Source organism: Aeromonas taiwanensis, assembly GCF_000820165.1.
Lineage (GTDB): Bacteria > Pseudomonadota > Gammaproteobacteria > Enterobacterales > Aeromonadaceae > Aeromonas > Aeromonas taiwanensis.
In genome coordinates this window covers 128,025-153,911 of sequence record NZ_CDDD01000056.1, presented here as the reverse complement: position 1 = coordinate 153,911, position 25,887 = coordinate 128,025, and the positions used below count along the sequence as shown (strand labels likewise).

Annotated in this window: 24 protein-coding genes; 11 read left to right on the top strand and 13 right to left on the bottom strand. The window is 60.9% G+C overall.

Going from position 1 to position 25,887, the window contains the following annotated elements:
* Window positions 1-6 precede the first annotated feature (6 nt).
* Window positions 7-1,437 carry a 6-phospho-beta-glucosidase gene (locus BN1136_RS09870; RefSeq protein WP_407921451.1) on the top strand — a complete coding sequence of 477 codons (1,431 nt, stop codon included), beginning with the start codon at window positions 7-9 and terminating at the stop codon, window positions 1,435-1,437.
* Between the two features lie 105 nt (window positions 1,438-1,542).
* On the opposite strand, the gene purF is transcribed toward BN1136_RS09870, so the two are convergent.
* The 7 genes from purF to lrp form a co-directional block, all read right to left on the bottom strand.
* Complete coding sequence (purF, locus tag BN1136_RS09865) at window positions 1,543-3,063, bottom strand: amidophosphoribosyltransferase (protein WP_043761014.1); 1,521 nt, start codon at window positions 3,061-3,063, stop codon at window positions 1,543-1,545.
* A gap of 18 nt (window positions 3,064-3,081) precedes the next feature.
* Complete coding sequence (locus BN1136_RS09860) at window positions 3,082-3,573, bottom strand: CvpA family protein (protein ID WP_043761016.1); 492 nt, start codon at window positions 3,571-3,573, stop codon at window positions 3,082-3,084.
* A 188-nt stretch (window positions 3,574-3,761) separates the two neighbouring features.
* Complete coding sequence (gene serS / locus BN1136_RS09855) at window positions 3,762-5,057, bottom strand: serine--tRNA ligase (protein WP_043761019.1); 1,296 nt, start codon at window positions 5,055-5,057, stop codon at window positions 3,762-3,764.
* A 343-nt stretch (window positions 5,058-5,400) separates the two neighbouring features.
* Window positions 5,401-6,744: a replication-associated recombination protein A gene (locus BN1136_RS09850; RefSeq protein ID WP_043761021.1), complete on the bottom strand. Its 1,344-nt coding sequence runs from the start codon at window positions 6,742-6,744 to the stop codon at window positions 5,401-5,403.
* Window positions 6,745-6,814: 70 nt separating this feature from the next.
* Window positions 6,815-7,423, bottom strand: a complete 609-nt coding sequence (gene lolA / locus BN1136_RS09845) for an outer membrane lipoprotein periplasmic chaperone LolA (protein WP_043761112.1) — start codon at window positions 7,421-7,423, stop codon at window positions 6,815-6,817.
* A 77-nt stretch (window positions 7,424-7,500) separates the two neighbouring features.
* Window positions 7,501-10,005 carry a DNA translocase FtsK gene (locus BN1136_RS09840; RefSeq protein WP_043761023.1) on the bottom strand — a complete coding sequence of 835 codons (2,505 nt, stop codon included), beginning with the start codon at window positions 10,003-10,005 and terminating at the stop codon, window positions 7,501-7,503.
* Between the two features lie 190 nt (window positions 10,006-10,195).
* On the bottom strand, window positions 10,196-10,687 hold the full coding sequence (lrp, locus tag BN1136_RS09835) for a leucine-responsive transcriptional regulator Lrp (RefSeq protein WP_005300047.1): 492 nt from the start codon (window positions 10,685-10,687) through the stop codon (window positions 10,196-10,198).
* A 150-nt stretch (window positions 10,688-10,837) separates the two neighbouring features.
* Here lrp and ald point away from each other — a divergent pair, with 150 nt between their 5' ends.
* From ald to BN1136_RS09820, 3 genes are all read left to right on the top strand, one after another.
* Window positions 10,838-11,953, top strand: coding sequence for an alanine dehydrogenase (gene ald, locus BN1136_RS09830; RefSeq protein ID WP_043761030.1), 1,116 nt, complete (start codon window positions 10,838-10,840; stop codon window positions 11,951-11,953).
* Between the two features lie 180 nt (window positions 11,954-12,133).
* Window positions 12,134-13,084, top strand: a complete 951-nt coding sequence (gene trxB / locus BN1136_RS09825; RefSeq protein ID WP_043761031.1) for a thioredoxin-disulfide reductase — start codon at window positions 12,134-12,136, stop codon at window positions 13,082-13,084.
* Between the two features lie 56 nt (window positions 13,085-13,140).
* The gene (locus BN1136_RS09820; RefSeq protein WP_043761033.1) at window positions 13,141-14,382 is read left to right on the top strand and encodes a diguanylate cyclase; all 1,242 of its coding nucleotides are present in this window, start codon (window positions 13,141-13,143) and stop codon (window positions 14,380-14,382) included.
* A gap of 98 nt (window positions 14,383-14,480) precedes the next feature.
* Here BN1136_RS09820 and BN1136_RS09815 read toward each other — a convergent pair whose 3' ends face one another.
* Window positions 14,481-14,951: an outer membrane lipoprotein gene (locus tag BN1136_RS09815; RefSeq protein ID WP_043761035.1), complete on the bottom strand. Its 471-nt coding sequence runs from the start codon at window positions 14,949-14,951 to the stop codon at window positions 14,481-14,483.
* Window positions 14,952-14,968: 17 nt separating this feature from the next.
* Here BN1136_RS09815 and aat point away from each other — a divergent pair, with 17 nt between their 5' ends.
* The 3 genes from aat to infA all read left to right on the top strand — a co-directional run bounded on the left by aat (window position 14,969) and on the right by infA (window position 16,676).
* Window positions 14,969-15,676, top strand: coding sequence for a leucyl/phenylalanyl-tRNA--protein transferase (gene aat / locus BN1136_RS09810; protein WP_043761114.1), 708 nt, complete (start codon window positions 14,969-14,971; stop codon window positions 15,674-15,676).
* Entirely contained in the window at window positions 15,673-16,389 is a 717-nt protein-coding gene (locus BN1136_RS09805; RefSeq protein ID WP_043761037.1) for an arginyltransferase, read from the top strand. Before aat ends, BN1136_RS09805 begins: the two co-directional genes overlap by 4 nt.
* Window positions 16,390-16,457: 68 nt before the next feature.
* Window positions 16,458-16,676 (top strand): translation initiation factor IF-1, encoded by a 219-nt coding sequence (infA, locus tag BN1136_RS09800; RefSeq protein ID WP_005300033.1) that lies wholly within the window; start codon window positions 16,458-16,460, stop codon window positions 16,674-16,676.
* A gap of 70 nt (window positions 16,677-16,746) precedes the next feature.
* Here the strand turns inward: infA and clpA are convergent, their stop codons facing one another.
* Window positions 16,747-19,002, bottom strand: coding sequence for an ATP-dependent Clp protease ATP-binding subunit ClpA (clpA, locus tag BN1136_RS09795; protein ID WP_043761039.1), 2,256 nt, complete (start codon window positions 19,000-19,002; stop codon window positions 16,747-16,749).
* A 60-nt stretch (window positions 19,003-19,062) separates the two neighbouring features.
* Entirely contained in the window at window positions 19,063-19,380 is a 318-nt protein-coding gene (clpS, locus tag BN1136_RS09790) for an ATP-dependent Clp protease adapter ClpS (protein WP_005325410.1), read from the bottom strand.
* A 228-nt stretch (window positions 19,381-19,608) separates the two neighbouring features.
* Here clpS and cspD point away from each other — a divergent pair, with 228 nt between their 5' ends.
* Window positions 19,609-19,827, top strand: coding sequence for a cold shock-like protein CspD (gene cspD, locus BN1136_RS09785; RefSeq protein WP_005300025.1), 219 nt, complete (start codon window positions 19,609-19,611; stop codon window positions 19,825-19,827).
* 117 nt (window positions 19,828-19,944) lie between these two features.
* On the opposite strand, the gene asd is transcribed toward cspD, so the two are convergent.
* Window positions 19,945-21,057: an aspartate-semialdehyde dehydrogenase gene (gene asd, locus BN1136_RS09780; RefSeq protein WP_043761043.1), complete on the bottom strand. Its 1,113-nt coding sequence runs from the start codon at window positions 21,055-21,057 to the stop codon at window positions 19,945-19,947.
* A gap of 335 nt (window positions 21,058-21,392) precedes the next feature.
* On the opposite strand from asd, the gene sugE reads away from it, so the two are divergent.
* Window positions 21,393-21,707, top strand: a complete 315-nt coding sequence (sugE, locus tag BN1136_RS09775; protein WP_043761045.1) for a quaternary ammonium compound efflux SMR transporter SugE — start codon at window positions 21,393-21,395, stop codon at window positions 21,705-21,707.
* 138 nt (window positions 21,708-21,845) lie between these two features.
* Here sugE and BN1136_RS09770 read toward each other — a convergent pair whose 3' ends face one another.
* Entirely contained in the window at window positions 21,846-22,535 is a 690-nt protein-coding gene (locus BN1136_RS09770; RefSeq protein WP_043761047.1) for a B3/B4 domain-containing protein, read from the bottom strand.
* Entirely contained in the window at window positions 22,510-22,842 is a 333-nt protein-coding gene (locus BN1136_RS20205; RefSeq protein ID WP_156135303.1) for a hypothetical protein, read from the bottom strand. The genes BN1136_RS09770 and BN1136_RS20205 overlap by 26 nt, the downstream gene beginning before the upstream one ends.
* Window positions 22,843-22,890: 48 nt before the next feature.
* Here BN1136_RS20205 and ycaO point away from each other — a divergent pair, with 48 nt between their 5' ends.
* Together ycaO and focA are read left to right on the top strand one after the other, a co-directional pair.
* Window positions 22,891-24,651: a 30S ribosomal protein S12 methylthiotransferase accessory factor YcaO gene (gene ycaO / locus BN1136_RS09765; RefSeq protein ID WP_043761049.1), complete on the top strand. Its 1,761-nt coding sequence runs from the start codon at window positions 22,891-22,893 to the stop codon at window positions 24,649-24,651.
* 381 nt (window positions 24,652-25,032) lie between these two features.
* Window positions 25,033-25,881 (top strand): formate transporter FocA, encoded by an 849-nt coding sequence (focA, locus tag BN1136_RS09760; protein WP_043808422.1) that lies wholly within the window; start codon window positions 25,033-25,035, stop codon window positions 25,879-25,881.
* Window positions 25,882-25,887: the final 6 nt, after the last annotated feature.

The window sequence follows — 25,887 nt, the reverse complement described above, 5'->3', positions numbered from 1 at the left end:
TAACCAATGTCGTTGACAAGATTTCCCGAAGGCTTCCTGTGGGGGGGGGCCCTGGCCGCCAACCAGGCGGAAGGCGCCCATCTCGAGGGGGGCAAGGGCCTGACCACGGTGGACATGATCCCCCACGGCCCGAGCCGCATGGCGGTCAAACTCGGCCAGGAGAAGCGCTTCTCCCTGCGGGATGACGAGTTCTACCCGAGCCACGGGGCCATCGACTTCTATCACCGCTATCGGGAAGACATCGCCCTGATGGCCGAGATGGGCTTCACCGTGTTTCGCACCTCCATCGCCTGGGCCCGTCTCTACCCCAGGGGGGACGAGCGCGAGCCCAACCCCGAGGGCATCGCCTTCTATCGCGCCCTGTTCGAGGAGTGCAAGAAGCACGGTATCGAGCCCCTGGTGACCCTGTGCCACTTCGACGTGCCCATGCACCTGGTGACGGAGTACGGCTCCTGGCGAAGCCGCCAGATGGTGACCTTCTTCACCCGCTACGCCCGCACCTGCTTCGAGGCGTTCGACGGCCTGGTGAAGTACTGGCTCACCTTCAACGAGATCAACATCATGCTGCACAGCCCCTTCTCCGGGGCCGGGCTGGTGTTCGAGGAAGGGGAGCACCAGGATCAGGTGAAGTATCAGGCCGCCCATCACGAGCTGGTGGCCAGTGCCCTGGCGACCCGGATTGCCCACGAGGTGAACCCGGCCAACCGGGTGGGCTGCATGCTGGCGGGGGGCAACTTCTACCCCTACTCCTGCAAGCCGGCCGATGTCTGGACTGCCCTTGAGAAGGATCGCGAGAACCTCTTCTTCATCGACGTGCAGGCGAGAGGCGCCTACCCGGCCTATGCGGCCCGCGTGTTTCGCGACAAGGGGGTGACCCTGGTCAAGGAGCCGGGGGATGACGAGATCCTCAAGCACACCGTCGATTTCGTCTCTTTCAGCTATTACGCCTCCCGCTGCGCCGCCGCCGACATGAACCAGGGCAACACCAGCGAGGCCAACGTGGTCAAGTCCCTGCGCAACCCCCACATCGAGGTCAGCGAATGGGGCTGGGGCATCGATCCCCTGGGCCTGCGCATCACCATCAACACCCTGCACGATCGCTACCAGAAGCCGCTGTTTCTGGTGGAGAATGGCCTGGGGGCGGTGGACGAGGTGAACGAACAGGGGGAGATCGAGGACGACTACCGCATCGCCTACCTGCGGGAACACATCCAGGCCATGGGGGACGCCATCGCCGACGGCATACCGCTCATGGGCTACACCAGCTGGGGCTGCATCGATCTCGTCTCCGCCTCCACCGGCGAGATGAGCAAGCGCTACGGCTTCGTTCATGTGGACAGGGACGACGCCGGCCATGGCACCCTGGCCCGCAGGCGCAAGAAGTCGTTCTGGTGGTACAAGAAGGTGATCGCGAGCAACGGGGAGGATCTGGCCTGAGCGCCCCTTGCCCGGGTTATCGCCAGGCACTGCGCCGGGTGCACAAACACAAGATGGGGGCCGAGGCCCCCATCTTGTTTCATCGCGATGACAATCTGAAAACGTTTAACTGCCTTCGTTGAAAATTTCCAGGTTGCTGGTCCCTTCCTGCCACTCGCGCACCGCCTTGTTGTCGTCGCTGCGCAGGGCGTTCAGGTGGTCCAGGTAGCCCTGATCCACGTCGGAGGTCACGTAGTGGCCGTTGAACACCGAGGTCTCGAAGTGGCGCAGCTCGGGGTTGATCTCCCGCACCGCCGCTTCCAGATCTTCCAGATCCTGGAAGATGAGACCGTCGGCCCCGATCAGCTTGCACACCTCCTCCACTTCACGGCCATGGGCGATCAGCTCGTTGGCGGTGGGCATGTCGATGCCGTAGACGTTGGGGAAGCGAATTTCCGGCGCCGCCGAGGCGAAATAGACCTTGGCCGCACCCGCTTCGCGGGCCATCTGGATGATCTGCTCGGACGTGGTGCCGCGCACGATGGAGTCGTCCACCAGCAACACCTTCTTGCCCTTGAACTCGGAGCTGATGGCGTTGAGCTTGCGACGCACCGACTTCTTGCGCTGGGTCTGGCCCGGCATGATGAAGGTACGGCCGATGTAGCGGTTCTTCACGAAGCCCTGGCGATACGGCAGGCCCAGGGTGTGGGCGATCTCCAGCGCCACGTCGCAGGAGGTCTCGGGGATGGGGATGACCACGTCCACGTCGAGATCGTCCCACTCGCGGGCGATCTTCTGGCCCAGCTTGCGACCCATGTTGAGGCGGGCGGCGTAGACGGAGACCTTGTCGATGAAGGAGTCGGGACGGGCGAAGTAGACGTACTCGAAGATGCAGGGGCTCATCTGCGGGTTGTCCGCACACTGCTCGGAGAAGAGCTGGCCCTGCTCGGTGATGTAGATGGCCTCCCCCGGCGCGACGTCACGCACCGTCTCGAAACCGATGGCGTCGAGGGCCACGCTCTCGGAGGCGAGCATGTACTCCACCTGGCCCTGCTCGTCCTGACGACGGCCCAGGATCAGCGGGCGGATGCCGTTCGGGTCACGGAAACCGATGAGACCATGGCCGATCACCAGGGAGACCACGGCGTAGGCGCCGCGGATCTGCTGATGCACCTTGCGCACCGCGGCGAAGATGTCCTCCGGACGCAGCGCCATCTTGTCGCACAGATCCAGCTCGTGGGCCAGCACGTTCAGCAGCACCTCGGAGTCCGAGGTGGTGTTGATGTGGCGACGGGCCACCTTGAACTGCTGCTCCTTGAGCTCCTTGGCATTGGTGAGGTTGCCGTTGTGGGCCAGCACCATGCCGTAGGGAGAGTTGACGTAAAAAGGCTGGGCCTCTGCGGCGCTGGAGCTGCCGGCGGTGGGATAGCGGACGTGTCCGATGCCGATATTCCCTTTCAGCCGCTGCATGTGGCGCACTTCAAACACATCCTTCACCAGACCGTTGGCCTTGCGTTGCCGGAAGTTTCCACTGTCAATGGTCACGATCCCGGCGGCATCCTGTCCCCTGTGCTGCAACACCGTCAAGGCGTCGTAGAGGGCCTGATTGACGGGGGTGGTGCCAACTATACCGACAATACCGCACATGTCTTTGCTACCTCGATGTCACTGTACCTGTTGAAGAAAACTGGACGAGTTCATCATGAACCCGAAGAACCACTGGATCACCGGCTTGAACTCGGGAACCAGCCTGGATGCCGCCCACCAGTCGCTCTGGGAGAGGCTGGTGAAGGTATCCATGAAAAACAGCAGGGCGCTGACGATCAGCACCCCGCGGATCGCACCGAAGCAGACCCCCAGCACCCGATCGGTACCGGACAGCCCCGTCTTTTCCACCAGCAGGCCCACCACGTAGTTAACCACGCTGCCGAGGATCAGGGTCGCCACGAACAGGGCTGCGATGGCGAGACCATTGCGCACCATGGCGTCGGAGAAGGAGGTGAAATAGACGGCGAGATCGGAATAGAAATGGCTGGCGATGAAGAAGGCGACGAACCAGGTGACGAGTGACATGGCTTCCTTGAGGAAGCCGCGCACCAGGCTGATGAGGGCGGAAAAACCAACGATGCCCATGATGGCGTAATCAATCCAGACCATAGAAAAAGATGTCCTGCGAAATTGCGGCGCAGTCTAACAAAAACGATTGCGCAATGCTTGATAAAATTGTGTTAAACGCGGAACCGGCGTGCCGAGGGAGGCGATTCGGCCCCCCTTGTCACCCCGTGACCGGCGCCAGAATGCACAACGCCATGGCATGCCATGGCGTTGTCGTCTGCAACAAAGGCTTACCCGATGTGGGTCAGTCCGCCCATGTAGGATTGCAGCGCCGCCGGGATGGCGATGCGGCCGTCTGCCTGCTGGTAGTTCTCCAGCACGGCCACCAGGGTGCGACCCACCGCGAGGCCGGAGCCGTTCAGGGTGTGCAGCAGCTGCGGCTTGCCGTCGACCCGCACGCGAGCCTGCATGCGGCGCGCCTGGAAGTCGGTGCAGTTGGAGACGGAGGAGATCTCGCGGTAGGTGTTCTGGGCTGGCAGCCAGACTTCCAGATCGTAGGTCTTGGCGGCGCAGAAGCCCATGTCACCGGTAGAGAGCGCCATCACGCGGTACGGCAGCTCCAGCAGCTGCAGCACCTTCTCGGCGTGACCGACCATCTCTTCCAGGGCGTCCCAGGATTTCTCCGGGTGTACCAGCTGCACCATCTCGACCTTGTCGAACTGGTGCATGCGGATGAGACCGCGGGTGTCACGACCGTAGGAGCCCGCCTCGGAGCGGAAGCAGGGGCTGTGGGCTGTCATCTTGATGGGCAGGTCCTGCTCGTCGAAGATCTCGTCCCGGGCCATGTTGGTGAGCGGGACTTCGGAGGTCGGGATCAGGGAGAACTTGCGTACCTTGCCCTCTTCTTCCCCTTCCCCTTCGATACCGGTGTTGAAGAGATCCTGGGAGAACTTGGGCAGCTGGCCGGTGCCGTACAGGCTGTCCGGGTTCACCAGATAGGGCACGTAGCACTCGGTGTAGCCGTGCTGCAAGGTGTGCAGGTCCAGCATGAACTGGGCCAGGGCGCGGTGCAGGCGGGCAATCTGGCCCTTCATCACCACGAAGCGGGAACCGGAGAGCTTGACGCCGTTCTTGAAGTCGATGCCCTTGGCCGCTTCACCCAGATCGATGTGATCGCGCACCTGGAAGTCGAACTCGCGCGGGGTGCCCCAGCGGCGCACTTCCACGTTGTCGTTCTCGTCGCGGCCCACCGGGGTGGAGTCGCTCGGCAGGTTGGGGATCATGTCGGCGATGGTCTTGAGCTCGGCCAGCAAGGCCTCCAGCTCGACCTTGCTGGTCTCCAGCTCCTCATTGATCTTGGTCACTTGTGCCTTGAGGGGCGCCACATCTTCACCGCGGCGTGCCGCCTCACCGATGGACTTGGAGCGGGCATTACGCTCGGCCTGCAGCTCCTGGGTACGGGACTGCAGATCCTTGCGTTTCTCTTCCAGAGCGTTGACAGCCGCTACGTCCAGAACGTAGCCACGTGTCGCCAGACGAGCGGCGGCATCGTCGATGTCGCTGCGCAGATATTTGGGATCCAGCATGGTTTACCTACTTTTTTTAATGGGATCTGGGCCCGGGTCATCGTGACAGGGCTGAAGAACAGATCCGGAAGTTAACATCGGTTGGCACACCCCAGCCCTCTTTTGCATCGGGCCGACAAGATCGAGCCTTCGAAATCAAGAAGATGGCGCCAGGCCAAGACGAGCGGGGTCAGACGGGCAGTGTAGCAGACCGCCCCCCCGCCCGAACAGGGCGTAATGCGCCCGTTTTGCCCTGTTTTCCGGGCGGTGACGACCTGGAGCAAATCCGCTGGCCAATTAACGCGCAATTGGCCCGGATTGGTCTGGCAGAGGGGGCACCATGGCACTCCCCTGCCCCGTCCGGTTATTTCTCCCGCCGGCGCGGGCTCTGTCTGTCCAGTTCGCGCAGATAGTCGAGCTTCTGGCCGATCTGCTTCTCAAGGCCGCGATCGGTGGGCTGATAGTACTGCTTGCCGGCCAGCTCCGGCGGGAAGTACTCCTCACCGGCGGCATAGGCCCCCGGCTCGTCGTGGGCGTAGCGGTACTCGGCGCCGTAGCCGAGCTCGCTCATGAGCCTGGTCGGGGCGTTGCGAAGGTGGGGGGGCACCTCGAAATCCGGCAGATTCTTGGCGTCCGCCAGCGCCGCCTTCCAGGCGGTGTAGACCGCATTGCTCTTGGGGGCGCAGGCGAGGTAGACGATGGCCTGGGCGATGGCCCGCTCCCCTTCTGCCGGGCCGACCCGGTGGAAGCAGTCCCAGGCCGACAGGGCCACCTGCATGGCGCGCGGATCGGCGTTGCCCACGTCTTCCGAGGCGATGGCCAGCAACCGGCGGGCGATGTAGAGGGGATCGCAACCGGCGCTCACCATGCGGGCATACCAGTAGAGGGCCGCATCCGGCGCAGAGCCGCGAATGGACTTGTGCACCGCCGAGATGAGGTCGTAGAAGTGATCGCCCCCCTTGTCGAAGCGCGCCACGTGCTCCCCCACCACGGCGGCAAGCAGGGCGCTGTCGATCTGCTTGTGGCCGCTGCCGTCGAGCTGGGCCATGTCGGCCAGGAGCTCCAGGTAGTTCAGGGACTTGCGTCCGTCCCCGTCCACGGCTTTTGCCAGCGCTTCCTTGACCCCGGGGGCAAAGGCGAGGGCCGGATCATTGAGGCCACGGGCGTCCGTCATCGCCTGATCGATCATGGCGAGGATGTCGCTCTCCTCCAGCCGTTTGAGCAGATAGACCCGGGCCCGTGAGAGCAGCGCGTTGTTGAGTTCGAACGAGGGGTTTTCGGTGGTGGCGCCGATAAAAGTGATGGTGCCATCTTCGATGTGGGGCAGGAAGACATCCTGCTGGCTCTTGTTGAAGCGATGCACCTCGTCCACGAAGAGGATGGTGCGCACCCCGCGCCAGCTGTTCTCCTTCGCCTTGTCGATGGCGGCGCGGATCTCCTTGATGCCGGAGGTGACGGCGGAGACCCGCTCCACCTCCGCCTGGCAGTAGTGGGCCACCAGTTCTGCGAGCGTGGTCTTGCCGGTACCGGGCGGCCCCCACAGGATCATGGAGTGGCAGTGGCCCGCCAGGATGGCTTTGCGCAGGGGCTTGTCGGGCCCGAGGATATGTTGCTGACCGATGTACTGGTCGAGGGTTTGCGGCCGCATCCGGGCCGCCAGCGGACGAAAGTCCGACGAGAAATCCAGCGATAAATTGCTCATCTGCATTGACCGTCAGGAAGGGTGCGGGCAGCCGTTGCCGGGCGGCCCGCCAACAAGGTCAGCGCCTGCCCGGGCATCAGCGCTGATCGTCCAGCTCGACCCCCTTCGGGATCTTGAACACGAATTCGTTGCCCTTGAGCACCGGCTTGCGGTTGAAGCTGCCCAGAGTGAACTCGCTCCACTGTCCCTGCGCCTCTTTGACGTCGAAGCGGCTGATGTTGTTCTGCCTGTCGAAGGTGATGCGGAAGGAGGCGATGAGCTCGTCCTTGTTGCGGCTGGTGACGGTGTAGACATCCCCTTCCTGGGTCACGTCGTAGTTCTTCCAGAGGCTGTTGTCGTTACCGGCGATGAGCACGAAGGGGGTGTTGAGCACCGCATCCTTCATCTTGAGGGCGGTGACCTGCTCGACGAAGGGATCATACACCCAGACATCCTTGCCATCGGCCACGATCAGGCTCTCGTCCGGGGAGGTGGTGTGCCAGTTGAAACGATTCGGGCGCTGCACCACCAGGGAGCCACTCGCCTTCTGCAGCTCCTTGCCCTTGCTGTCATAGACGGTCTGGGCAAACTTGGCGGAGAAGAGGCTGACGCCCGCCAGTTTCTGCTTGAGATCGCTGGCCGCATCGGCCCACACCTGGCTGCTGGCGACCAGCAGCATGGAACCCATCAACAGTTGTTTTTTCATCAGGCTCTTCATAGGGAGGTTCTCGATAAAAGGCCACGCCCGCAGAGGGCATGGCCAGAATGATACAGGAGTGAGGCTTAGTCACGCACCGGCGGCGGTGCCAGCACGTCGCGCTGGCCGTTGCCACCCGGGGAGCTGACGATGCCCTGGTTTTCCATCTGCTCGATGAGACGGGCCGCCCGGTTGTAACCGATCTTGAACTTGCGCTGCACGCTGGAGGTGGAGCCGCGGCGGGATTCCACCACGAAGGCGACCGCCTCGTCGAACAGGGGGTCGAGCTCCTCGTCACCGCCGCCGCCGTATTCACCGCCGCTCCCCTCGCCGTCCGACTCGCCGGAGAGGATCTCCTCGATGTAATCCGGCTCGCCACGCAGTTTCCAGTCCGCCACCACCTTGTGTACCTCGTGGTCATCCACGAAGGCGCCGTGGACCCGGGTCGGGTTGGAGGTACCGGCCGGCATGTAGAGCATGTCCCCCATGCCGAGCAGGGATTCGGCGCCCCCCTGATCCAGGATGGTGCGCGAGTCGATCTTGCTCGACACCTGGAAGGAGATCCGGGTCGGGATGTTGGCCTTGATGAGGCCGGTGATCACATCCACCGACGGACGCTGGGTCGCGAGAATGAGGTGAATACCGGCCGCCCGCGCCTTCTGGGCGATACGGGCAATGAGCTCTTCCACCTTCTTGCCGACGATCATCATCATGTCGGCGAACTCGTCCACCACCACCACGATGTGGGGCAGCTTCTCGAGCTCCGGCGGCATCTGATCCATGGAGTCGCCCGGACGCCAGAGGGGATCCAGCAGGGGATCACCGGCCTCGATCGCAGCCAACACCTTGTCGTTATACCCCTTTAGGTTGCGCACGCCGACCGCGGACATCAGCTTGTAGCGGCGCTCCATCTCGCCCACGCACCAGCGCAGGGCGTTGGCCGCGTCCTTCATGTCGGTGACCACTTCGGTCAACAGGTGCGGAATGCCTTCGTAGACCGAGAGCTCCAGCATCTTGGGGTCAATCATGATGAAACGCAGGTCTTCGGGCGAGGACTTGTAGAGCATGGAGATGATCATGGTGTTCACCCCCACCGACTTGCCCGAGCCCGTGGTACCGGCCACCAGCAGGTGGGGCATCTTGGCGAGGTTCACCACAACGGGTTCTCCGGCGATGTCCTGGCCCAGCCCCATGGTCAGCGGGTTGCGGCTATCACGGAACGCCTCGCAGTCCAGGGTCTCACGCAGGTAGACGGTCTGGCGCACCCGGTTGGGCAGCTCGATGCCGACATAGGTCTTGCCGGGGATCACTTCCACCACCCGCACGCTGCTGGCGGAGAGGGAACGGGCGAGATCCCGCGACAGGTTGGTGATCTTGCTCGCCTTCATGCCCGGTGCCAGATCCAGCTCGAAACGGGTGATGACGGGACCCGGATAGACGCCGACCACCTTGGCCTGCACGTTGTAGTCGGCGAGTTTCGCCTCCACCAGCCGGCCCATGCGCTCCAGCTCGTCCTTGCTCATCATCTGGGTCTTGGCGGGCGGCCTGTCCAGCAGATCGATGCTCGGCAGGGGGGCCAGATCGGCCTGGGGACGGCGCTTCGCCTTGACCAGTGCCGGGGCGACCGGGGCCTCGGGAGCCTCCTCCCCTTCCGCCCAGGGCAGATCGAGATCGTCCTCTTCCTGGCTCACCACCGGGCGCTGACGGCCGTTGACCACGCGCTTGCCCTTGGCGGCAGGCGCCGGAGCCTCGTCCTCTTCGTCGTCAAACTGCGGATCGAACTGGAAGGTGTCTTCGTCAAGCTCCGGCAGCCATTCGTCAGATTTTGTCTTCTGAGCCCGATTTTTAGCCTTGGGATTGCGTGTCCAGCTGCTGTGGGGCTCGTCTTCGTCCTCCTCCTGGTCGAAGCTGCCCACCCCACCTTCCAGCAGGGGATCCGGCCCCTCGTAGCGGGGCTGGCGCCAGCCGCCGGTCAGCCAGCGACCCAGGGTGGTGGGGAAATGGTAGATGGCGCTGATGCTGCCGGTGCAGGCGGCACCGATACGCTCGACGATGGTGAGCCAGGACCAGCCGGTAAACAGGGTGATGCCGGTCGCCACGAAGCAGAGCAGCATGAGGTTGGCCCCCACGCCACCAAACAGGGGCACCACGGCGGAGGCGATCACGTCTCCGACCAGGCCACCGGCGGAGAAGTTCTGCAGATCGTTGAAGTTCATGCTGGCGATGGCGGACATGCCGAGCACGGTGAGGATGAAACCGATGATCCGCACCGACAGGGTGAGATAGTCCACTTCCAGCAGCTTGCTCGGGCGCCAGAACAGGCTCCAGCCGAGCAGGACCACCAGGGGGGGCACCAGGTAGGAGAAGGCCCCGAAGGTAAACATGGTGATGTCCGCGAGCCAGGCCCCCGCGCTGCCAGCGAGGTTCTTTACCTCTCCCTGCCAGGAGGTCTGGGACCAGCCGGGATCGGCGGGGTGATAGGTCAAGAGGGCAAGCAAGAGATAGGCAGCCATCAGGGTGATGGCAATCAAGACGGCCTCGAAGATCCGTTGTGTACCTGATAAAGGAGTAAACAGCTTTTTATCGGCCAAACTCCGGCTCCTTTCTGAAAACATGAATGCGGGGATAGGGGGCCTAGTATCCCTGAAAAGCCCACCGATTGTCAGCCAGTGCCTGAAGGCGGGCCATGAAACAGTAAATAAGAAGAAACGAGCGGACCGGCCGCTCGTTTCTGACTATCGTGACTCGTCATGGTACTTGCAAGTCACAGCACAACCCCGCTTATCGGGTGCTGATCACCAGACGACTGCTCTGTTTGACCTCTTCCATCACCACGTAGGTGCGGGTGTCATTAACGCCCGGCAGACGCAGCAGGGTTTCACCCAGCAGGCGGCGGTAGGCGGACATGTCGCTGACGCGGGTCTTGAGCAGATAGTCGAAATCACCGGATACCAGATGGCACTCCTGGATCTCTTCGAGTACCTGAACAGCCTTATTGAACTGCTCGAACACGTCGGGTGCGCCACGATTGAGGGTAATTTCCACGAATACCAGCAGAGACGCGTCAAGATAATGAGGATTCAGAATGGCGGCATACCCTTCGATATACCCTTGTCGCTCCAGGCGACGAACCCGTTCCAGACACGGTGTGGGACTCAGGCCAACTCGTTTGGACAACTCAACGTTCGAAATCCTGCCATCCTTTTGCAGTTCATTAAGAATGTTGCGGTCAATCCTGTCCAAATCCTTTAGCCGACTCTTAGCTTCCATCATTTAATTCCATCCTTTGGCTATTTTTTGGTAAGAATCACCAGTCATTTTATAATAATGGTCACAAATCCTGTCAATACCTGAATATACTAGGCGCATATGTCGCTTAACAATTAGGCAACATAAACCACCAATCGATAGACGAGGGATAGCATGATTATCGGTGTACCTAAGGAAATAAAAAACCATGAATATCGCGTAGGCATGGTTCCGGCCAGTGTACGTGAACTGACAGCACGAAACCATACTGTTTTCGTCCAAAGCGGCGCAGGAAATGGCATTGGCTTCAGTGATGCAGATTATCTGGCTGCCGGAGCCGAGATCCTGGCCTCTGCGGCAGACGTTTTCGCCAAGGCGGAGATGATCGTCAAGGTCAAGGAGCCTCAGGCGGTCGAACGCGCCATGCTGCGCCCGGGCCAGACCCTCTTTACCTATCTGCACCTGGCGCCAGACCTGGCCCAGACCCAGGAACTGGTGGACAGCGGCGCCATCTGCATCGCCTACGAAACCGTCACCGACGGTCGTGGCGGCCTGCCCCTGCTGGCCCCGATGTCGGAAGTGGCTGGACGCATGTCTATTCAGGCGGGTGCCCAGGCGCTGGAGAAGTCCCGCGGTGGTAGCGGCGTGCTGCTCGGCGGTGTTCCGGGTGTGGAACCGGCCAAGGTGGTGATCATCGGTGGCGGCGTGGTGGGTTCCAATGCAGCCCGCATGGCCATCGGCCTGCGCGCCGACGTCACCATCCTCGACAACAACATCGATACCCTGCGTCGTCTCGACAGCGAGTTCCAGGGCGCGGCCAAGGTGGTCTACTCCAATCGCGAGACCCTGGAGCGTCACCTGCTGGCAGCGGATCTGGTCATCGGCGGTGTGCTGGTGCCCGGCGCCACTGCGCCAAAACTTGTCAGCCGTGACCACATTGCCCGCATGAAGCCGGGTGCGGCCATCGTGGACGTGGCCATCGATCAGGGCGGCTGTGTCGAGACTTCCCATGCGACCACCCACGAGGATCCCACCTTCATCGTCGATGACGTGGTGCACTACTGTGTAGCCAACATGCCCGGCGCCGTGGCCCGCACCTCCACCGTGGCCCTGAACAACGCCACCCTCCCCTTCATCATCAAGCTGGCCGAACAGGGCTATCGCAACGCACTGCTCGCCGATCCCCACCTGTTGCACGGCCTGAACGTGATGGCGGGCAAAATCACCTGCAAGGAGGTTGCCGTGGCCCACAACCTGGCTTACACGGATCCCCTGACCCTGCTGAACTGATCGCTCCCCGCAAGGGGTGTAGATGAGTGAAAATCCGCCCGCGATGGGCGGTTTTTTATGCCTGCCATTCCCGGCTCACCCCTCTTGTTGGCGATTGCCCCAATCGATGCGCTGGCCTTTGACCACGGATCACGAATTACCTACAATCGCGCAAACTCATCACGTCTCGGAAATCACATCATGAGCCAAGTCACTCACAGCAAACTGCTGATCCTGGGATCCGGTCCGGCAGGTTACACTGCGGCCGTCTATGCCGCTCGCGCCAACCTCAATCCCCTGCTCATCACCGGCATGCAGCAAGGTGGTCAGCTGACCACCACCACCGAAGTGGAAAACTGGCCAGGGGACGCGGAAGGGCTGACCGGCCCGGCCCTGATGGAGCGCATGAAAGAGCATGCAGAGAAGTTCGATACCCGCATCCTCTTTGATCACATCAATGAAGTGACGCTGACCGAGCGTCCCTTCCGCCTCAAGGGGGACAACGGTGAATACACCTGCGATGCGCTGATCCTCGCCACCGGCGCCTCCGCCAAATACCTGGGCCTGCCCTCCGAAGAGGCCTTCAAGGGCCGCGGCGTCTCCGCCTGCGCCACCTGTGACGGCTTCTTCTACCGCAATCAGGAAGTGGCCGTGGTCGGCGGCGGCAACACCGCCGTGGAAGAGGCGCTCTATCTGGCCAACATCGCCAAGAAGGTACACCTCATCCATCGCCGCGACGAGTTCCGTGCCGAGAAGATCCTGATCAAGCGCCTGCACGACAAGGTCGAGAGCGGCAACATAGTGCTGCACACCCACCAGACCCTGGACGAAGTGCTGGGGGACGACATGGGCGTAACCGGCGTGCGCCTGCGCAGCACCCAGGACCAGTCCACCTCCGAACTGCCGCTGATGGGGGTCTTCATCGCCATCGGTCACCAGCCCAACACCCAGATCTTCGAGGGTCAGCTGGCGATGGAAAACGGCTACCTCAAGGTGCGCGGCGGCCTGGAAGGGTTCGCGACCCAGACCAGCATCCCGGGCGTGTTTGCCGCCGGTGACGTGGCAGACCACGTCTATCGTCAGGCGATCACCTCCGCCGGTACCGGCTGCATGGCGGCCCTCGATGCCGAGCGATATCTGGACGCCCAGTAACCCTGAGGATATAAAGGGCATGCCAATCGGCATGCCCTTTTCTTTTGAGGAGAAGAATGAAACGGAAAATCATGATTGTGGAAGACAGCCTGACGGTTCGTCGCATGCTGACCCAGGCCATTGCGCAGCAGACCGGACTGGAAATCGATGCCTTTGATAGCCTTGACGCTGCGCGCGACTGCCAGGGTGAGGAGTATGTGGTCGCCCTGGTGGATCTCACCCTGCCGGATGCCCCCTCTGGAGAGGCCGTCAATGTGCTGATGGAGCGCGGCTTGCCTGTGGTGATCCTCACCGCCGACATCAGCGAGGAGAAACGGGAAGCCTGGCTGGATGCAGGGGTGCTGGACTACGTGATGAAGGATTCACGTCACTCCCTGCAATATGCCGTCAGCCTGGTGCACCGCCTCTATTTGAACCAGGCCATCGAAGTGCTGGTGGTCGATGACTCGCGCACCTCCCGCCATCGCACTGCGGCCCAGCTGCGCAAGCAGCTGCTGCAGGTACACGAGGCTGCCTGTGCCCGCGATGCCCTGGCCCTGCTCGAGCAGCACCCCGCCATCCGGCTCATGCTGGTGGACTACTACATGCCGGAGATCGACGGCATCAGTCTGGTGCGGATGCTGCGGGAGCGCTACAGCAAGCAGCAGCTCGCCATCATCGGCATCTCGGTGTCGGACAAGCACGGCCTCTCGGCCCGCTACCTCAAGCAAGGGGCGAACGACTTCCTCAACCAGCCCTTTGAGCCCGAGGAGCTGCAGTGCCGGGTCAGCCACAACCTGGAAGCGCTGGAGCAGTTCAACAGCATCCAGGAGTCGGCCAACCGGGACTACCTGACCGGACTCTACAACCGGCGCTACTGGTTCAACGAGGGACAGAAGTGGTTCGAGGAGCACCAGCGCCAGCAGGCGCCGCTCTCCCTGTGCGTGCTCGACGTGGATCATTTCAAGCAGGTCAACGATCACTGGGGTCATGCCATCGGTGATCAGCTGCTCTGCCACCTGACACGGCTGCTTACCCAGTTTTTCCCGGATGCCATGATAGCCCGCTTCGGTGGGGAAGAGTTTGCCCTGATGGTGGCCCATTGCCCCGTCCCCGTGCTGCTCAAGCGACTGGAAGGGCTGCGCCAGCAGCTACGCCAGCAGCCCTTGTCACGGGAGATACCGCTGTTTGTGCGCGCCAGTTTTGGCGTCATCAACGTCGGGCGGCTCTCCATGGACGAAGCGCTCTGCGAGGCAGATCGCCAGCTTTATCAGGCCAAGAACACCGGACGCGACAAAATCGTCGCCCAGGGCGCCTGACCGAGTCTCGCACAAGACACTCCGTGTAGTACCGCCCGGCGCCACCTTGGGTGAGCGCCGGGTCACTTTCCTTTCTCCAGCCCCTCTGCCCGCCGGTCTCAGTACGTTTTGTCGACCCGCACGCCATCGTTGAAATAGAGGATGCGCACCTTGTCGCCCTGCGCGAACACCATGGCCGGATCGAAATCCTGGATCACGTTGATGAGCTTGTCCTGGTCGCTCCTGATCAAGAGCTCCACCAATTTGCTTTCCACCACGCTGCCCCCGGACTGGTAATGCTGCACCGCAGCCGCCCCCGCCAGCGCCCCCACGGCCGTGGCGATTTCCCGCCCGTGACCGCCGCCAAACTGGTTGCCGAGCAACCCGCCGAGCACGGCGCCTCCCAGCGTCTTCCAGCCGCTCTGCTCGGACTCCACCATCTGGCTCTGGGTGATGTTGCGCACCGTGTCGACCTGACCAAAGACCACCTGCTCCACGGGGCGCGCCGTGTTGCGCTCATACACGGCGCCCCAGACGGGTGCCGTGACAAAGCCAAGCAAGCTGGATACTATCAGGATAATGGCCTTCATCTATGAACCTCTGCCTTATGTCTCGCTATCTTACCGAACTGGATGATGAGCTGTGCTGGTTTCCCTCCCCCAGCCATGCGCTGGAAGAACCCAACGGACTGCTGGCGATAGGGGGGGATCTCTCCCCCGCTCGACTGCTGGCAGCTTATCACAGCGGGATCTTTCCATGGAATGAGCCACACCAGCCGCTGCTGTGGTGGTCACCGGATCCCAGGGGGGTCATCGTGCCCGACGAACTCCATATTGGTCGCAGCCTGCAGAAGGTCATCCGCCGCACTCCCGTCGAGGTGTTCATCAATCGCGCCTTCGATGAGGTGATTGCGGCCTGCGCCGCCCCTCGTCGCAGTGCCAGCGGAACCTGGATCAGCGCCCCCATGATCGACGCCTACCGGCAGCTGCATCGCCTTGGCCACGCGCACTCCGTCGAAATCTGGCAGGATGACCAGCTGCAGGCCGGTCTCTACGGCCTCTCCCTCGGCCGCGTCTTCTGCGGCGAGTCCATGTTCAGTCGCATCGACAACGGCACCAAGCTGGCCATGGTGGCGCTCTGTCGCCATTTCGCCCGCCATGGTGGCGCCCTCATCGACTGCCAGATGCAAAACCCCTTTCTGGCGACCCTGGGTGTCCAGGAGTGGCCGAGAAAGCAATTCCTGAGTGCATTGACCACCCTGAGCCGACAGCCCCTGCAGGATGGCTGCTGGCAAGCGAGGAGGATCAGCCCATGAGCGAAGAAGTGATCCTTAAAGTGGGGCTGACCCCCAGGCACCCGTGCAGCTATCTTGGCCACGAGCAGGAGCAGTTGCTGGTACTGATGGATCATGATCTGCTCAATGCCGCAGGGTATGAGCGGCTGCTGACCGCCGGATTTCGCCGCAGCGGCAACGACATCTATCGTCCCCACTGCCCCGCCTGCAGCGCCTGCCAGTCCCTGCGCATCCACAGCGAGCGGTTCGTACCGAGCCGCAGCCAGAAGCGCATTCGCCATCTCAACCGCGATCTCGAGCTGGTGCTGAGCTACGACGACAAGCCGGAGTACTACCAGCTCTATGAGCGCTATATCCGCGAGCGCCACCGGGATGGCAGCATGTATCCACCGAGCCGTACCCAGTACAAGGGATTCCTGCACTGCGACTGGATGCCGCCCCTCTACTTGGAGATACGCAAGGAGGGACGCCTCATCGGGGTCGCGACCACGGACCTGCTTCCCCACTCGATGAGCGCCATGTACACCTTCTTCGACCCGGACCACGCCGACCGCTCCCTCGGCACCTTTGCCATTTTGAGCCAGTTGGAACTTGCCCGGCGCACCGGTCGCCAGTGGCTCTATCTGGGGTATCTGGTGGAGGAGTGCCGCAAGATGAATTACAAACGCCAATACCTGCCCCACGAGCTGCTGGTGCAGGGAGAATGGAAAAAATTCGACGCCAGGCCCGAGTAAACTTTACACATAGCCTTAAATCCGGCATGATCCAGCGGTTTTTTGTTGTGGCTTATCAAGAGGATTCAATGGCTAAAGAAGACAGTATTGAGATGCAGGGTACCATTCTCGAAACCTTGCCCAATACCATGTTCCGTGTGGAACTGGAAAATGGTCACGTGGTTATCGCTCATATTTCCGGCAAGATGCGCAAAAACTACATCCGTATCCTGACTGGAGACAAAGTAACGGTGGCTCTGACTCCGTACGATCTCTCCAAGGGACGTATTGTTTTCCGCTCTCGCTAAGCCAGGAATTCAGCAAAAAACCCCAGCCTCTCGGTTGGGGTTTTTTGTCATTGCTGGCATTCATGACCCATCAGTGGGAGACAGCTTCAACGTTGACCTGAAAATCAAAGCTGAGGCTGTTATTCACCAGCTCGACCCGCACTACGCCGCCATCGACCAGTGAACCAAACAGGATCTCGTTGGCCAGCGGCTTCTTGAGCTGCTCCTGAATGACCCGCCCCATGGGCCTGGCCCCCATCGCCCTGTCATATCCCTTCTCGGCCAGCCAGTGGCGCGCCTCTTCAGAGACTTCGAGCGATACCCCTTTCGCATCCAGCTGTACCTGCAGCTCGACGATGAACTTGTCGACGACCTGATGGATGATCGCCATGTCCAGGTGGTTGAACCAGATGATGTGGTCCAGCCGGTTGCGAAACTCCGGACTGAAGGTCTTGTTGATCACCGCCATGGCATCGTGGCTCATGTCCTGTTGCTGGAAGCCGATGGACTTGCGCTGTGTCTCCTGTACCCCCGCGTTGGTGGTCATCACCAGGATCACATTGCGAAAATCGGCCTTGCGCCCGTTGTTGTCGGTCAGGGTGCCGTTGTCCATCACCTGCAGCAGCAGGTTGAAGACATCCGGGTGCGCCTTCTCGATCTCGTCGAGCAGCACCACGGAGTGCGGATGCTTGAGGACGGAGTCGGTCAGCAGCCCCCCCTGCTCGAACCCCACATAGCCGGGAGGAGCACCAATCAGGCGGGAGACGGTGTGACGCTCCATGTATTCGGACATGTCAAAGCGCAGAACCTCCACCCCGAGCGCCTTGCCCAGTTGCTGGGTAACTTCTGTCTTGCCCACCCCGGTCGGGCCGGCAAACAGGAAGCACCCGACGGGGCGACGCTCGTTGCCAAGGCCGGAGCGTGACAGGCGAATGGCATCTGTGAGCACAGTGATAGCCTTGTCCTGACCGAACACCACCATCTTGAGATTGCGTTCCAGGTTCTTCAGCACCTCCTTGTCGGAGGAGGAGACGGATTTTTCCGGGATGCGGGCGATCTTGGCGACAATGGCCTCGATTTCCGGCACATTGATCACTTTCTTGCGCTTGCTGGCCGGCAACAACCGCTGTCCCGCCCCCGCCTCGTCGATGACGTCGATCGCCTTGTCCGGCAGGTGGCGGTCGTTGATGTATTTGGCTGAGAGCTCCACCGCGGCACGAATGGCCTTGACGGTGTAGCGCACGCCATGGTGAGACTCATAGCGGCTCTTGAGCCCCATCAGAATACGCGTCGTGTCATCCACACTCGGCTCTACGATATCGATCTTCTGGAAGCGGCGGGCCAGGGCCCGGTCTTTTTCAAAGATCTGGGAATATTCCTGATAGGTCGTGGAGCCGACGCAGCGCAGCAACCCGTTGGAAAGCAGTGGCTTGATGAGGTTTGCGGCATCGAGCTGGCCACCGGACGCGGCCCCCGCCCCTATGATGGTGTGGATCTCGTCGATGAAGAGGATGGCCCCCTCCTGACGCTCGATCTGCTTGAGCAGCACCTTGAGGCGTTTCTCGAAGTCACCGCGATATTTGGTCCCCGCCAACAGGGACCCCATGTCGAGGGAGTAGATGGTGCTGTTAGCTATCACCTCGGGCACGTCCCCCTTGACGATGCGATAGGCCAGCCCCTCGGCGATGGCGGTCTTGCCGACCCCCGCCTCCCCCACCAGCAGCGGGTTGTTCTTGCGGCGGCGGCACAGTACCTGGATGGTACGGCTCAGCTCCTGATCGCGCCCGATGAGCGGGTCGATCCGCCCCTCCAGCACCAGCTGGTTGAGGTTGGTGGCAAAGCTCTCGATCTGGGCGGAAGAGACCTCATCATCGGACTCGGCATTGTTGCCGCCGCCACTCTCGGGCTTGCTGTCTTTGCGTACCCCGTGGGAGAGGAAATTCACCACGTCCAGCCGGCTGACTTCCGCCTTTTTCAGGAAGTAGGCGGCCTGGGACTCCTGCTCGCTGAAGATGGCGACCAGGACGTTGGCACCGCTGACCTCGGTATTGCCCGACGACTGGACATGGAAGACGGCGCGTTGCAGCACGCGCTGGAAGCCAAGGGTCGGCTGGGTCTCTCTGTCTTCGTCATCACGGGGAATAAGCGGGGTTGTTTGATCGATGAATGCGCGGATCTCCTTGCGCATCTGCTCCACATCCGCACCACACGAACTCAGCGCCTCATGGGCTGAGCTGTTATCCAACAGGGCTAACAACAGGTGCTCGACGGTCATGAATTCGTGGCGCTCGTCACGGGCCAGCTTGAAAGCCTCGTTCAGCGTCTTTTCTAGATCTTTGTTCAACATAGGCACCTCCCCTCAGTACAGCAACAATGCGGTGTCGTTATCGCCATCAAGTCATCAGCTTCAAGCCTTTTCCATGGTACATAGCAGTGGATGTTCGTTGTTACGTGAATAGGTGTTGACCTGGACCACCTTGGTTTCGGCAATCTCGGCGGTGAATGTGCCACAGACTCCCTTACCACTATAATGCACGCTCAGCATCACCTGAGTGGCCTTCTCCAGATCCATACCAAAGAACCTTTGCAGCACCTCCACCACGAACTCCATCGGTGTGTAGTCGTCGTTGTTCAGGACGACCTTGTACATGGGTGGCGGTTGCAGCTTCGTTTTCTCTGCTTCTGCAATCTCTTCATTAGCAAAGAGTTCTTTCTGCTTGCTCATAATTGCGCTTTGGTACCTCTAGATTACTACCGTCTCGTTCTCGATTGTCAATAGACTTGTTAACCAGATCACATCGGTTGTTAACAACTTCTTGACTCGCTTAAAAGTTGGACTAGATTGGTTACTTGCTAATCGGCGCCCGTCTGCTATGGGGTCATGCCCTAGTTATATAAGGCCGGCGCAGGTTACTCAACGACTTCAGGGTAATCAATAAAAGGATGTAGATGTATGGCAACCGGAACAGTCAAGTGGTTCAACAACGCAAAAGGATTTGGGTTTATCTGTCCGGAAGGCGGTGGTGAAGATATCTTCGCTCACTACTCCACGATTCAAATGGAAGGTTACAAGACCTTGAAAGCAGGTCAGGCAGTCAATTTTGAACTGCAACAGGGGCCGAAAGGAAATCATGCCTCTGTCATCGTGCCAAACGAAGCACAGAACATGTAAGAGTCAGACTGGATAAATTAAAAAACGGCATCCTGCAGGGATGCCGTTTTTTTATTGGGTTTGCTTCACCGCAAAACAGGGAAGGCCAGACCTTCCCTGTTCTTTCGCAATATGCGCTCAGCGGGCCAGCAGGATGTTGAGCATGCGGCGCAGCGGCTCGGCTGCGCCCCACAACAGCTGGTCACCCACGGTGAAGGCGGCCAGGTACTCCGGACCCATGTTGAGCTTGCGCAGACGCCCCACCGGGATGCTGAGGGTGCCGGTGACGGCCGCCGGGGTCAGCTCGCGGGCGGTGATGTCGCGATCGTTCGGGATCACCTTGACCCAGTCATTGTGGGCAGCCAGCAGGGCCTCGATTTCGGGGAGCGGCACGTCTTTTTTCAGCTTGATGGTGAAGGCCTGGCTGTGGCAGCGCAGGGCACCGATGCGCACACACAGACCATCCACCGGAATGGCGGCGCTTTCTAGCCCAAGGATCTTGTTGGTCTCCGCCTGACCCTTCCACTCTTCACGGCTCTGGCCATTGTCGAGTTTGGTGTCGATCCAGGGGATCAGGCCACCGGCCAGGGGCACGCCGAAGTTGTCTACCGGCAGGGTGCCGGAGCGGGTCTTCTCGGTGATCTTGCGCTCGATGTCGAGGATGGCAGAGGCGGGATCCGCCAGCTCCACCGCCACTTCATCGCGCAGTATGCCCATCTGGGTGACCAGCTCGCGCATGTGGCGCGCACCGCCACCGGACGCGGCCTGATAGGTGGCCACGCTCACCCACTCCACCAGATCGGCCTTGAACAGGCCGCCCAGAGCCAGCAACATCAGGCTGACGGTGCAGTTGCCGCCGACGAAGGTTTTGATGCCGTCATTCAGTGCCCGCTCGATGACGTCACCGTTGACCGGATCCAGAATAATGACCGCGTCCTTCTCCATGCGCAGGGAGGAGGCCGCATCTATCCAGTAGCCTTGCCAGCCGGTGGCTTTCAGGCGCGGATAGACATCTTTGGTGTAATCGCCACCCTGGGCGGTGATGATGATCTCCTGTGCGGCCAGCGCCTCGATGTCGAAGGCATCCTGCAGGGTGCCGGCATCGACGCCGAAGTTGGGGGCGGCCTCACCGGCCTGGGAGGTGGTGAAGAAGGTGGGTTGAATATGGGCGAAATCCTTCTCTTCCTGCATCCGGCTCATCAGGACCGAACCCACCATGCCACGCCAACCGACCAAACCTACTTTTTTCATAATGTCCTACCCTGGATAGCTGCTATAGAAACCGTGTGTTGCACCCGCCCCCCTGTCCGGCAGCCGCCATTTACAAGGGGTTCACAATATATGGGTTGCGAAGAATGTGTCTGTCCACATTACGGATTGTGGCGGCCGGTGCAAGTCGAATTGCGCAATATTCTGTGCCATTCGTTGCAATATCCGCCAGCCTGGCGTGTGGCCGAGCAAGCGGCTGGCATCCCGTATAGGCTTGGGGCATCATTGAGACCACTCGGCAGCCCCCTGCCCCTTGGGGACGACCTCAAGGACTCCCGATGTGCAGGGACGACCCTGCTTCCTGCGGAACCTTCTCTATGTCCTGGTTACTCCTGCTGTTGGCCGGTCTGTTCGAGGTCGCCTGGGCCATCGGCCTCAAGTACACCGACGGTTTCAGCCGTCCCCTTCCCACCCTGCTTACCCTGAGTGCCATGGCCGTGAGCGTGCTGCTGCTCGCCATGGCAGTCAAGCAACTGCCCCTTGGCACCGCCTACGCGGTCTGGACCGGTATCGGTGCGGTCGGCACCGTGCTGATGGGGATCTGGCTGTTCAACGAACCGGCCACCCTGGCCCGGGTGCTCTGCCTGCTGCTGATCATCGGCGGCATCCTGGGGTTGAAAGTAATAGGTTAGCCACTTCCCTGAGTGGTCGGCCCACGACCTGCTGACTGGCAAGTGACAAAACAACCAATAAGACGTGAAAATCCCTTAAGATCGCTCGCGGCTTTCCAATCCTTCGCTCTTGCACGCCAGCGGCAAGCGTGCATGTCGTCATGCCCCGTCAGACGCCCCTATCAGGGTCGTCTCAATCCGGGCCTCCGGCATCATCTGCAACAGTCCCGCCACCAGCCGATCACCAGCCTCGTGCAGCGCCGCCAGTGGCATGGAAGGCAAGCTCTCCAGAATGAACCACATCTGGGTACACTCCACGCTGAGCCGGGTCCGGATCCCCTGACGCCAGTTCCAGCGGCGACAGGTCACCCCCCTGTCGTCCCGCCACACCACTTCCCCAGGTTCAGGCGCCTCGTGGGCCGGCTCCCCTTCCTTTATGGTGTCAAAAAGCTCGCTGCCATCGGCGATCACCAGGCGAGGCGAGCCCTCATAGGCCGTCAGATTTTCCCCACCCACGGGAATGGCGTACTCGATGCTGACGGCATTGTAGAGATCGACCACAGGGTCGATGCTGGGCATGGCGCCATCGCGCAGCACCCGTTTACGAAGGGCCTCAGCCGAGCAGGGGGTGCGCTGTGGCTTGGCGCCAAAGCGTTTGAACACCTCGCCCCATGCGGCCAGATGGGCCTGGGCCCAGGGCGCAGGCTCGGTGCCGCACGCCCGTACCAGCGCCTCGGCGCCCACATGCGGGTTCGTCACGGGGGCAGCCTCCACCAGAATGCTGAGGGCTCTGAAACCGGGAGCCAGGGTGGCGATGTCGGGGTCAATACGGGGGATCATGAAGGGCATAACTACTCCCGGTCAGCAAGGGATGACCAATGTCAGTAATAAAGAGGGGTGAAGAGGCCAGATAAAGGCCGTACAGCCGGCTTGGGCACGCGCTCTTCATCGAGCAGGGGCCATGATGGAAGAAGCCTTGGCACAATGACATCGACATTCTCTTAAGGGGGTTAAGCAAAACTGATACCCAGCCCTTCTCGCCCGCGTCGCCAGTTGCCCGAAATGCTCCTCTCTTTGCAAAGACCGAATCCCGGCCCCGGGTCTTTTCAAATACCTGCGCCGCCGCATTGCCCTGGCCGCTTTCCCCGTCACTCATGCTATTATCTGCGACCAAACATGAGCCCATTAAAATCAGGACATTGTGATGACCGACCACACCTTTATTCCCGGCAAGGACGCGGCGCTGGAAGACTCCATCGAACGCTTCCAGACCAAGCTGCAAGCCCTGGGGTTTGATATCGAAGAGGCCTCCTGGCTCAACCCCGTGCCGAACGTCTGGTCCGTGCACATCCGGGACAAGGATTGCGCCCTCTGCTTTACCAACGGCAAGGGTGCCAGCAAGAAGGCGGCGCTCGCCTCCGCTCTTGGCGAATATTTCGAGCGTCTCTCCACCAACTACTTCTTCGCCGACTTCTATCTGGGCGAGCAGGTAGCGAATGGCGACTTCGTGCACTACCCGAACGAGAAGTGGTTCCCCATCGAGGGGGATCAACTGCCGGCCGGTCTGCTCGACTCCTTCACCCGCAAGTTCTACAACCCGGACGGTGAAGTGACCGCCGACATGCTGGTGGATCTGCAATCCGGCAACGAGGAGCGTGGCATCGTCGCCCTGCCCTTCGAGCGCCAGTCCGACCACCAGACCGTCTATATCCCGATGAACATCGTCGGCAACCTCTACGTTTCCAACGGCATGAGCGCCGGCAACACCCGCACCGAAGCCCGCACCCAGGGCCTGTCCGAGGTGTTCGAGCGCCACGTGAAGAACAAGATCATCGCCGAGGCCATCAGCCTGCCGGAGATCCCGACCGAGGTCATCGCCCGCTACCCCGGCATCAAGGCCTCCATCGATGCGCTGGAGGCCGAAGGCTTCCCCATCTACAGCTTCGATGCCTCCCTCGGCGGCCGCTATCCGGTCATCTGCGTGGTGCTGCTCAACCCGAGCAACGGCACCTGCTTTGCCTCCTTCGGCGCTCACCCGCGCTTCGAAGTGGCCTTCGAGCGCACCGTCACCGAGCTGCTGCAGGGGCGCAGCCTCAAGGATCTGGACGTGTTCGTCCCGCCCTCGTTCGACAACGAGCAGGTGGCGGATCACCACAACCTGGAAACCCACTTCATCGACTCCTCCGGCCTCATCAGCTGGGATCTGTTCAAGCAGGAGTCTGACTTCGAATTTGCCGACTGGGACTTCCGCGGTACCTCCCAGGAGGAGTTCGATCACCTGATCGGCATCTTCCACGAGCTGGAGCAGCCGGTCTACATCGCCGACTACGAGCACCTGGGCGTCTACGCCTGCCGTATCCTGGTACCCGGTATGTCCGACATCTACCCGGTGGAAGATCTGCTGCTGGCCAACAACACCATGGGTGCCCACCTGCGGGAGACCATACTGGCGCTGCCATCCCTGGAGTGGGACGCAGAGCAGTACATGGCGCTGTTCGACCAGCTGGATGAAGAGGGTCACGACGAGCGGACCCGGGTGCGCGAGCTGCTCGGCATCGCCGCCGCCAAGGGCAGCGCCCTGCACACCCTGCGGGTCGGTGAGCTCAAAGCCATGCTGGCCCTGGCCGCAGGCGAGCTGGAGAGCGCGCTTGATCTCATCGACTGGACCATGGAGTTCAACCAGTCGGTGTTCCCGGCCGATCGCGCCGCGTACTACCGCGCCCTGCGCGCTTGCGTCGAGCTCTTCCTGGACGAGGATCGCGACCCAGAGCAATACCGTCCGGTGTTCGCCCGCATGTTCGGGGAGGAGACCCTGGCACAGGCCTGGGCCAACGCCCGCGGCGAAGCGCGCTTCCACGGTCTGGAAGCCGCCGATCTGTCGCTCTCCCAGTTCCCCCTGCACCAGAAACTGCTGGCGGCCTACGAAAAGCTACAAAAAGCCAAACGAATCCATACGTGGAACTGATATGCTAGTGTGACGAAGGGGCCTTATGGCCCCTTCTGTTTTATGGTCTACGCTTTGGCTGGCCAAGCCACAAAGATGAAATAAAAGACAAAAAATACCTCTTAGGGGGTTGTTAATTTGGCACTCATGGTGCAGCGCCGCCGCAAAGATGCCTTGCCGGTACTTTTTTAGGGGTTCTCTTTATAAGTTCTTAAAAATCATGAAATTAATAACAGACTTATTTATGTTTCACCTGAAACCTGGTGTAAAGAAACGCTTCCGGATGGCAAAAAATCCTGTAGTAAAATTACATTCACAATCTGTAATTCTTGATCGGTGTCAATTTTGGGGATCTGCCCCTTTGTTATGATTTCCACAGGCAAAATATGCAGGTAACGAGAATTGAAAGCAGAATCTCCCTTTGATTGTCTGAAGCCCGAAGCCATCGCCGCACTGGCCGAAGACATTACCTATGCCAAGGCCACCAAGCCCGCATACAAGACTATCCCTCTGGCCATCACGGCAGGCGCCTTCATCGCCATCGCCTTCGTCTTCTACATCACCGTCACTACCGGCTCGAGCGGCATGTCCTGGGGCATGGCCAAGCTGGTCGGTGGTCTCTGCTTCTCCCTCGGCCTCATCCTCTGTGTGCTGCTCGGCGCCGAGCTGTTCACCTCCACCACCCTGACCCTGGTGGCCAAGGCGGCCAATCGCATCAGCTGGGCCCAGCTGCTCAAGAACTGGGGACTCGTCTACTTCGGCAACCTCATCGGCGGGCTCATCATCGTCGGCCTCATCATCATGTCGGCGGAATACATGGCGGCAGATGGTCAGTGGGGACTGAACGCCATGAAAGTGGCCCAGCACAAGATCCATCACACCTTCTTCGAAGCCGTGGCCCTTGGCATCCTCTGTAACCTCATGGTGTGTCTCGCCGTGTGGATGGCCTTCGGTGCCCGCAGTGCCACCGACAAGGTGATGGTGATGCTGCTCCCCGTCGCCATGTTCGTGGCCTCCGGTTTCGAGCACAGCATCGCAAACATGTTTATGATCCCGGTCGGTATCGCCATTCACAGCGTCGCGGGCCCGGAATTCTGGCAGGCCATCGGCCAGGACCCGGCGACCTTTGCCGACCTGACCGTATCCAATTTCGTCTTGCACAACCTGATCCCTGTCACCATTGGCAATATCATTGGTGGTGGCGTCATGGTAGGACTGACTTACTGGTTTATCTTCCGTCGCCATCATTAAGGATGG

Excerpts from the sequence above, each read along its gene's own strand:
- BN1136_RS09870 (WP_407921451.1), top strand. The coding sequence starts at position 7 with ATGTCGTTGACAAGATTTCCCGAAGGCTTCCTGTGGGGGGGGGCCCTG.
- purF (WP_043761014.1), bottom strand. The coding sequence starts at position 3,063 with ATGTGCGGTATTGTCGGTATAGTTGGCACCACCCCCGTCAATCAGGCC.
- BN1136_RS09860 (WP_043761016.1), bottom strand. The coding sequence starts at position 3,573 with ATGGTCTGGATTGATTACGCCATCATGGGCATCGTTGGTTTTTCCGCC.
- serS (WP_043761019.1), bottom strand. The coding sequence starts at position 5,057 with ATGCTGGATCCCAAATATCTGCGCAGCGACATCGACGATGCCGCCGCT.
- BN1136_RS09850 (WP_043761021.1), bottom strand. The coding sequence starts at position 6,744 with ATGCAGATGAGCAATTTATCGCTGGATTTCTCGTCGGACTTTCGTCCG.
- lolA (WP_043761112.1), bottom strand. The coding sequence starts at position 7,423 with ATGAAAAAACAACTGTTGATGGGTTCCATGCTGCTGGTCGCCAGCAGC.
- lrp (WP_005300047.1), bottom strand. The coding sequence starts at position 10,687 with ATGATGGAAGCTAAGAGTCGGCTAAAGGATTTGGACAGGATTGACCGC.
- ald (WP_043761030.1), top strand. The coding sequence starts at position 10,838 with ATGATTATCGGTGTACCTAAGGAAATAAAAAACCATGAATATCGCGTA.
- trxB (WP_043761031.1), top strand. The coding sequence starts at position 12,134 with ATGAGCCAAGTCACTCACAGCAAACTGCTGATCCTGGGATCCGGTCCG.
- BN1136_RS09820 (WP_043761033.1), top strand. The coding sequence starts at position 13,141 with ATGAAACGGAAAATCATGATTGTGGAAGACAGCCTGACGGTTCGTCGC.
- BN1136_RS09815 (WP_043761035.1), bottom strand. The coding sequence starts at position 14,951 with ATGAAGGCCATTATCCTGATAGTATCCAGCTTGCTTGGCTTTGTCACG.
- aat (WP_043761114.1), top strand. The coding sequence starts at position 14,969 with ATGTCTCGCTATCTTACCGAACTGGATGATGAGCTGTGCTGGTTTCCC.
- BN1136_RS09805 (WP_043761037.1), top strand. The coding sequence starts at position 15,673 with ATGAGCGAAGAAGTGATCCTTAAAGTGGGGCTGACCCCCAGGCACCCG.
- infA (WP_005300033.1), top strand. The coding sequence starts at position 16,458 with ATGGCTAAAGAAGACAGTATTGAGATGCAGGGTACCATTCTCGAAACC.
- clpA (WP_043761039.1), bottom strand. The coding sequence starts at position 19,002 with ATGTTGAACAAAGATCTAGAAAAGACGCTGAACGAGGCTTTCAAGCTG.
- clpS (WP_005325410.1), bottom strand. The coding sequence starts at position 19,380 with ATGAGCAAGCAGAAAGAACTCTTTGCTAATGAAGAGATTGCAGAAGCA.
- cspD (WP_005300025.1), top strand. The coding sequence starts at position 19,609 with ATGGCAACCGGAACAGTCAAGTGGTTCAACAACGCAAAAGGATTTGGG.
- asd (WP_043761043.1), bottom strand. The coding sequence starts at position 21,057 with ATGAAAAAAGTAGGTTTGGTCGGTTGGCGTGGCATGGTGGGTTCGGTC.
- sugE (WP_043761045.1), top strand. The coding sequence starts at position 21,393 with ATGTCCTGGTTACTCCTGCTGTTGGCCGGTCTGTTCGAGGTCGCCTGG.
- BN1136_RS09770 (WP_043761047.1), bottom strand. The coding sequence starts at position 22,535 with ATGCCCTTCATGATCCCCCGTATTGACCCCGACATCGCCACCCTGGCT.
- BN1136_RS20205 (WP_156135303.1), bottom strand. The coding sequence starts at position 22,842 with ATGAGTGACGGGGAAAGCGGCCAGGGCAATGCGGCGGCGCAGGTATTT.
- ycaO (WP_043761049.1), top strand. The coding sequence starts at position 22,891 with ATGACCGACCACACCTTTATTCCCGGCAAGGACGCGGCGCTGGAAGAC.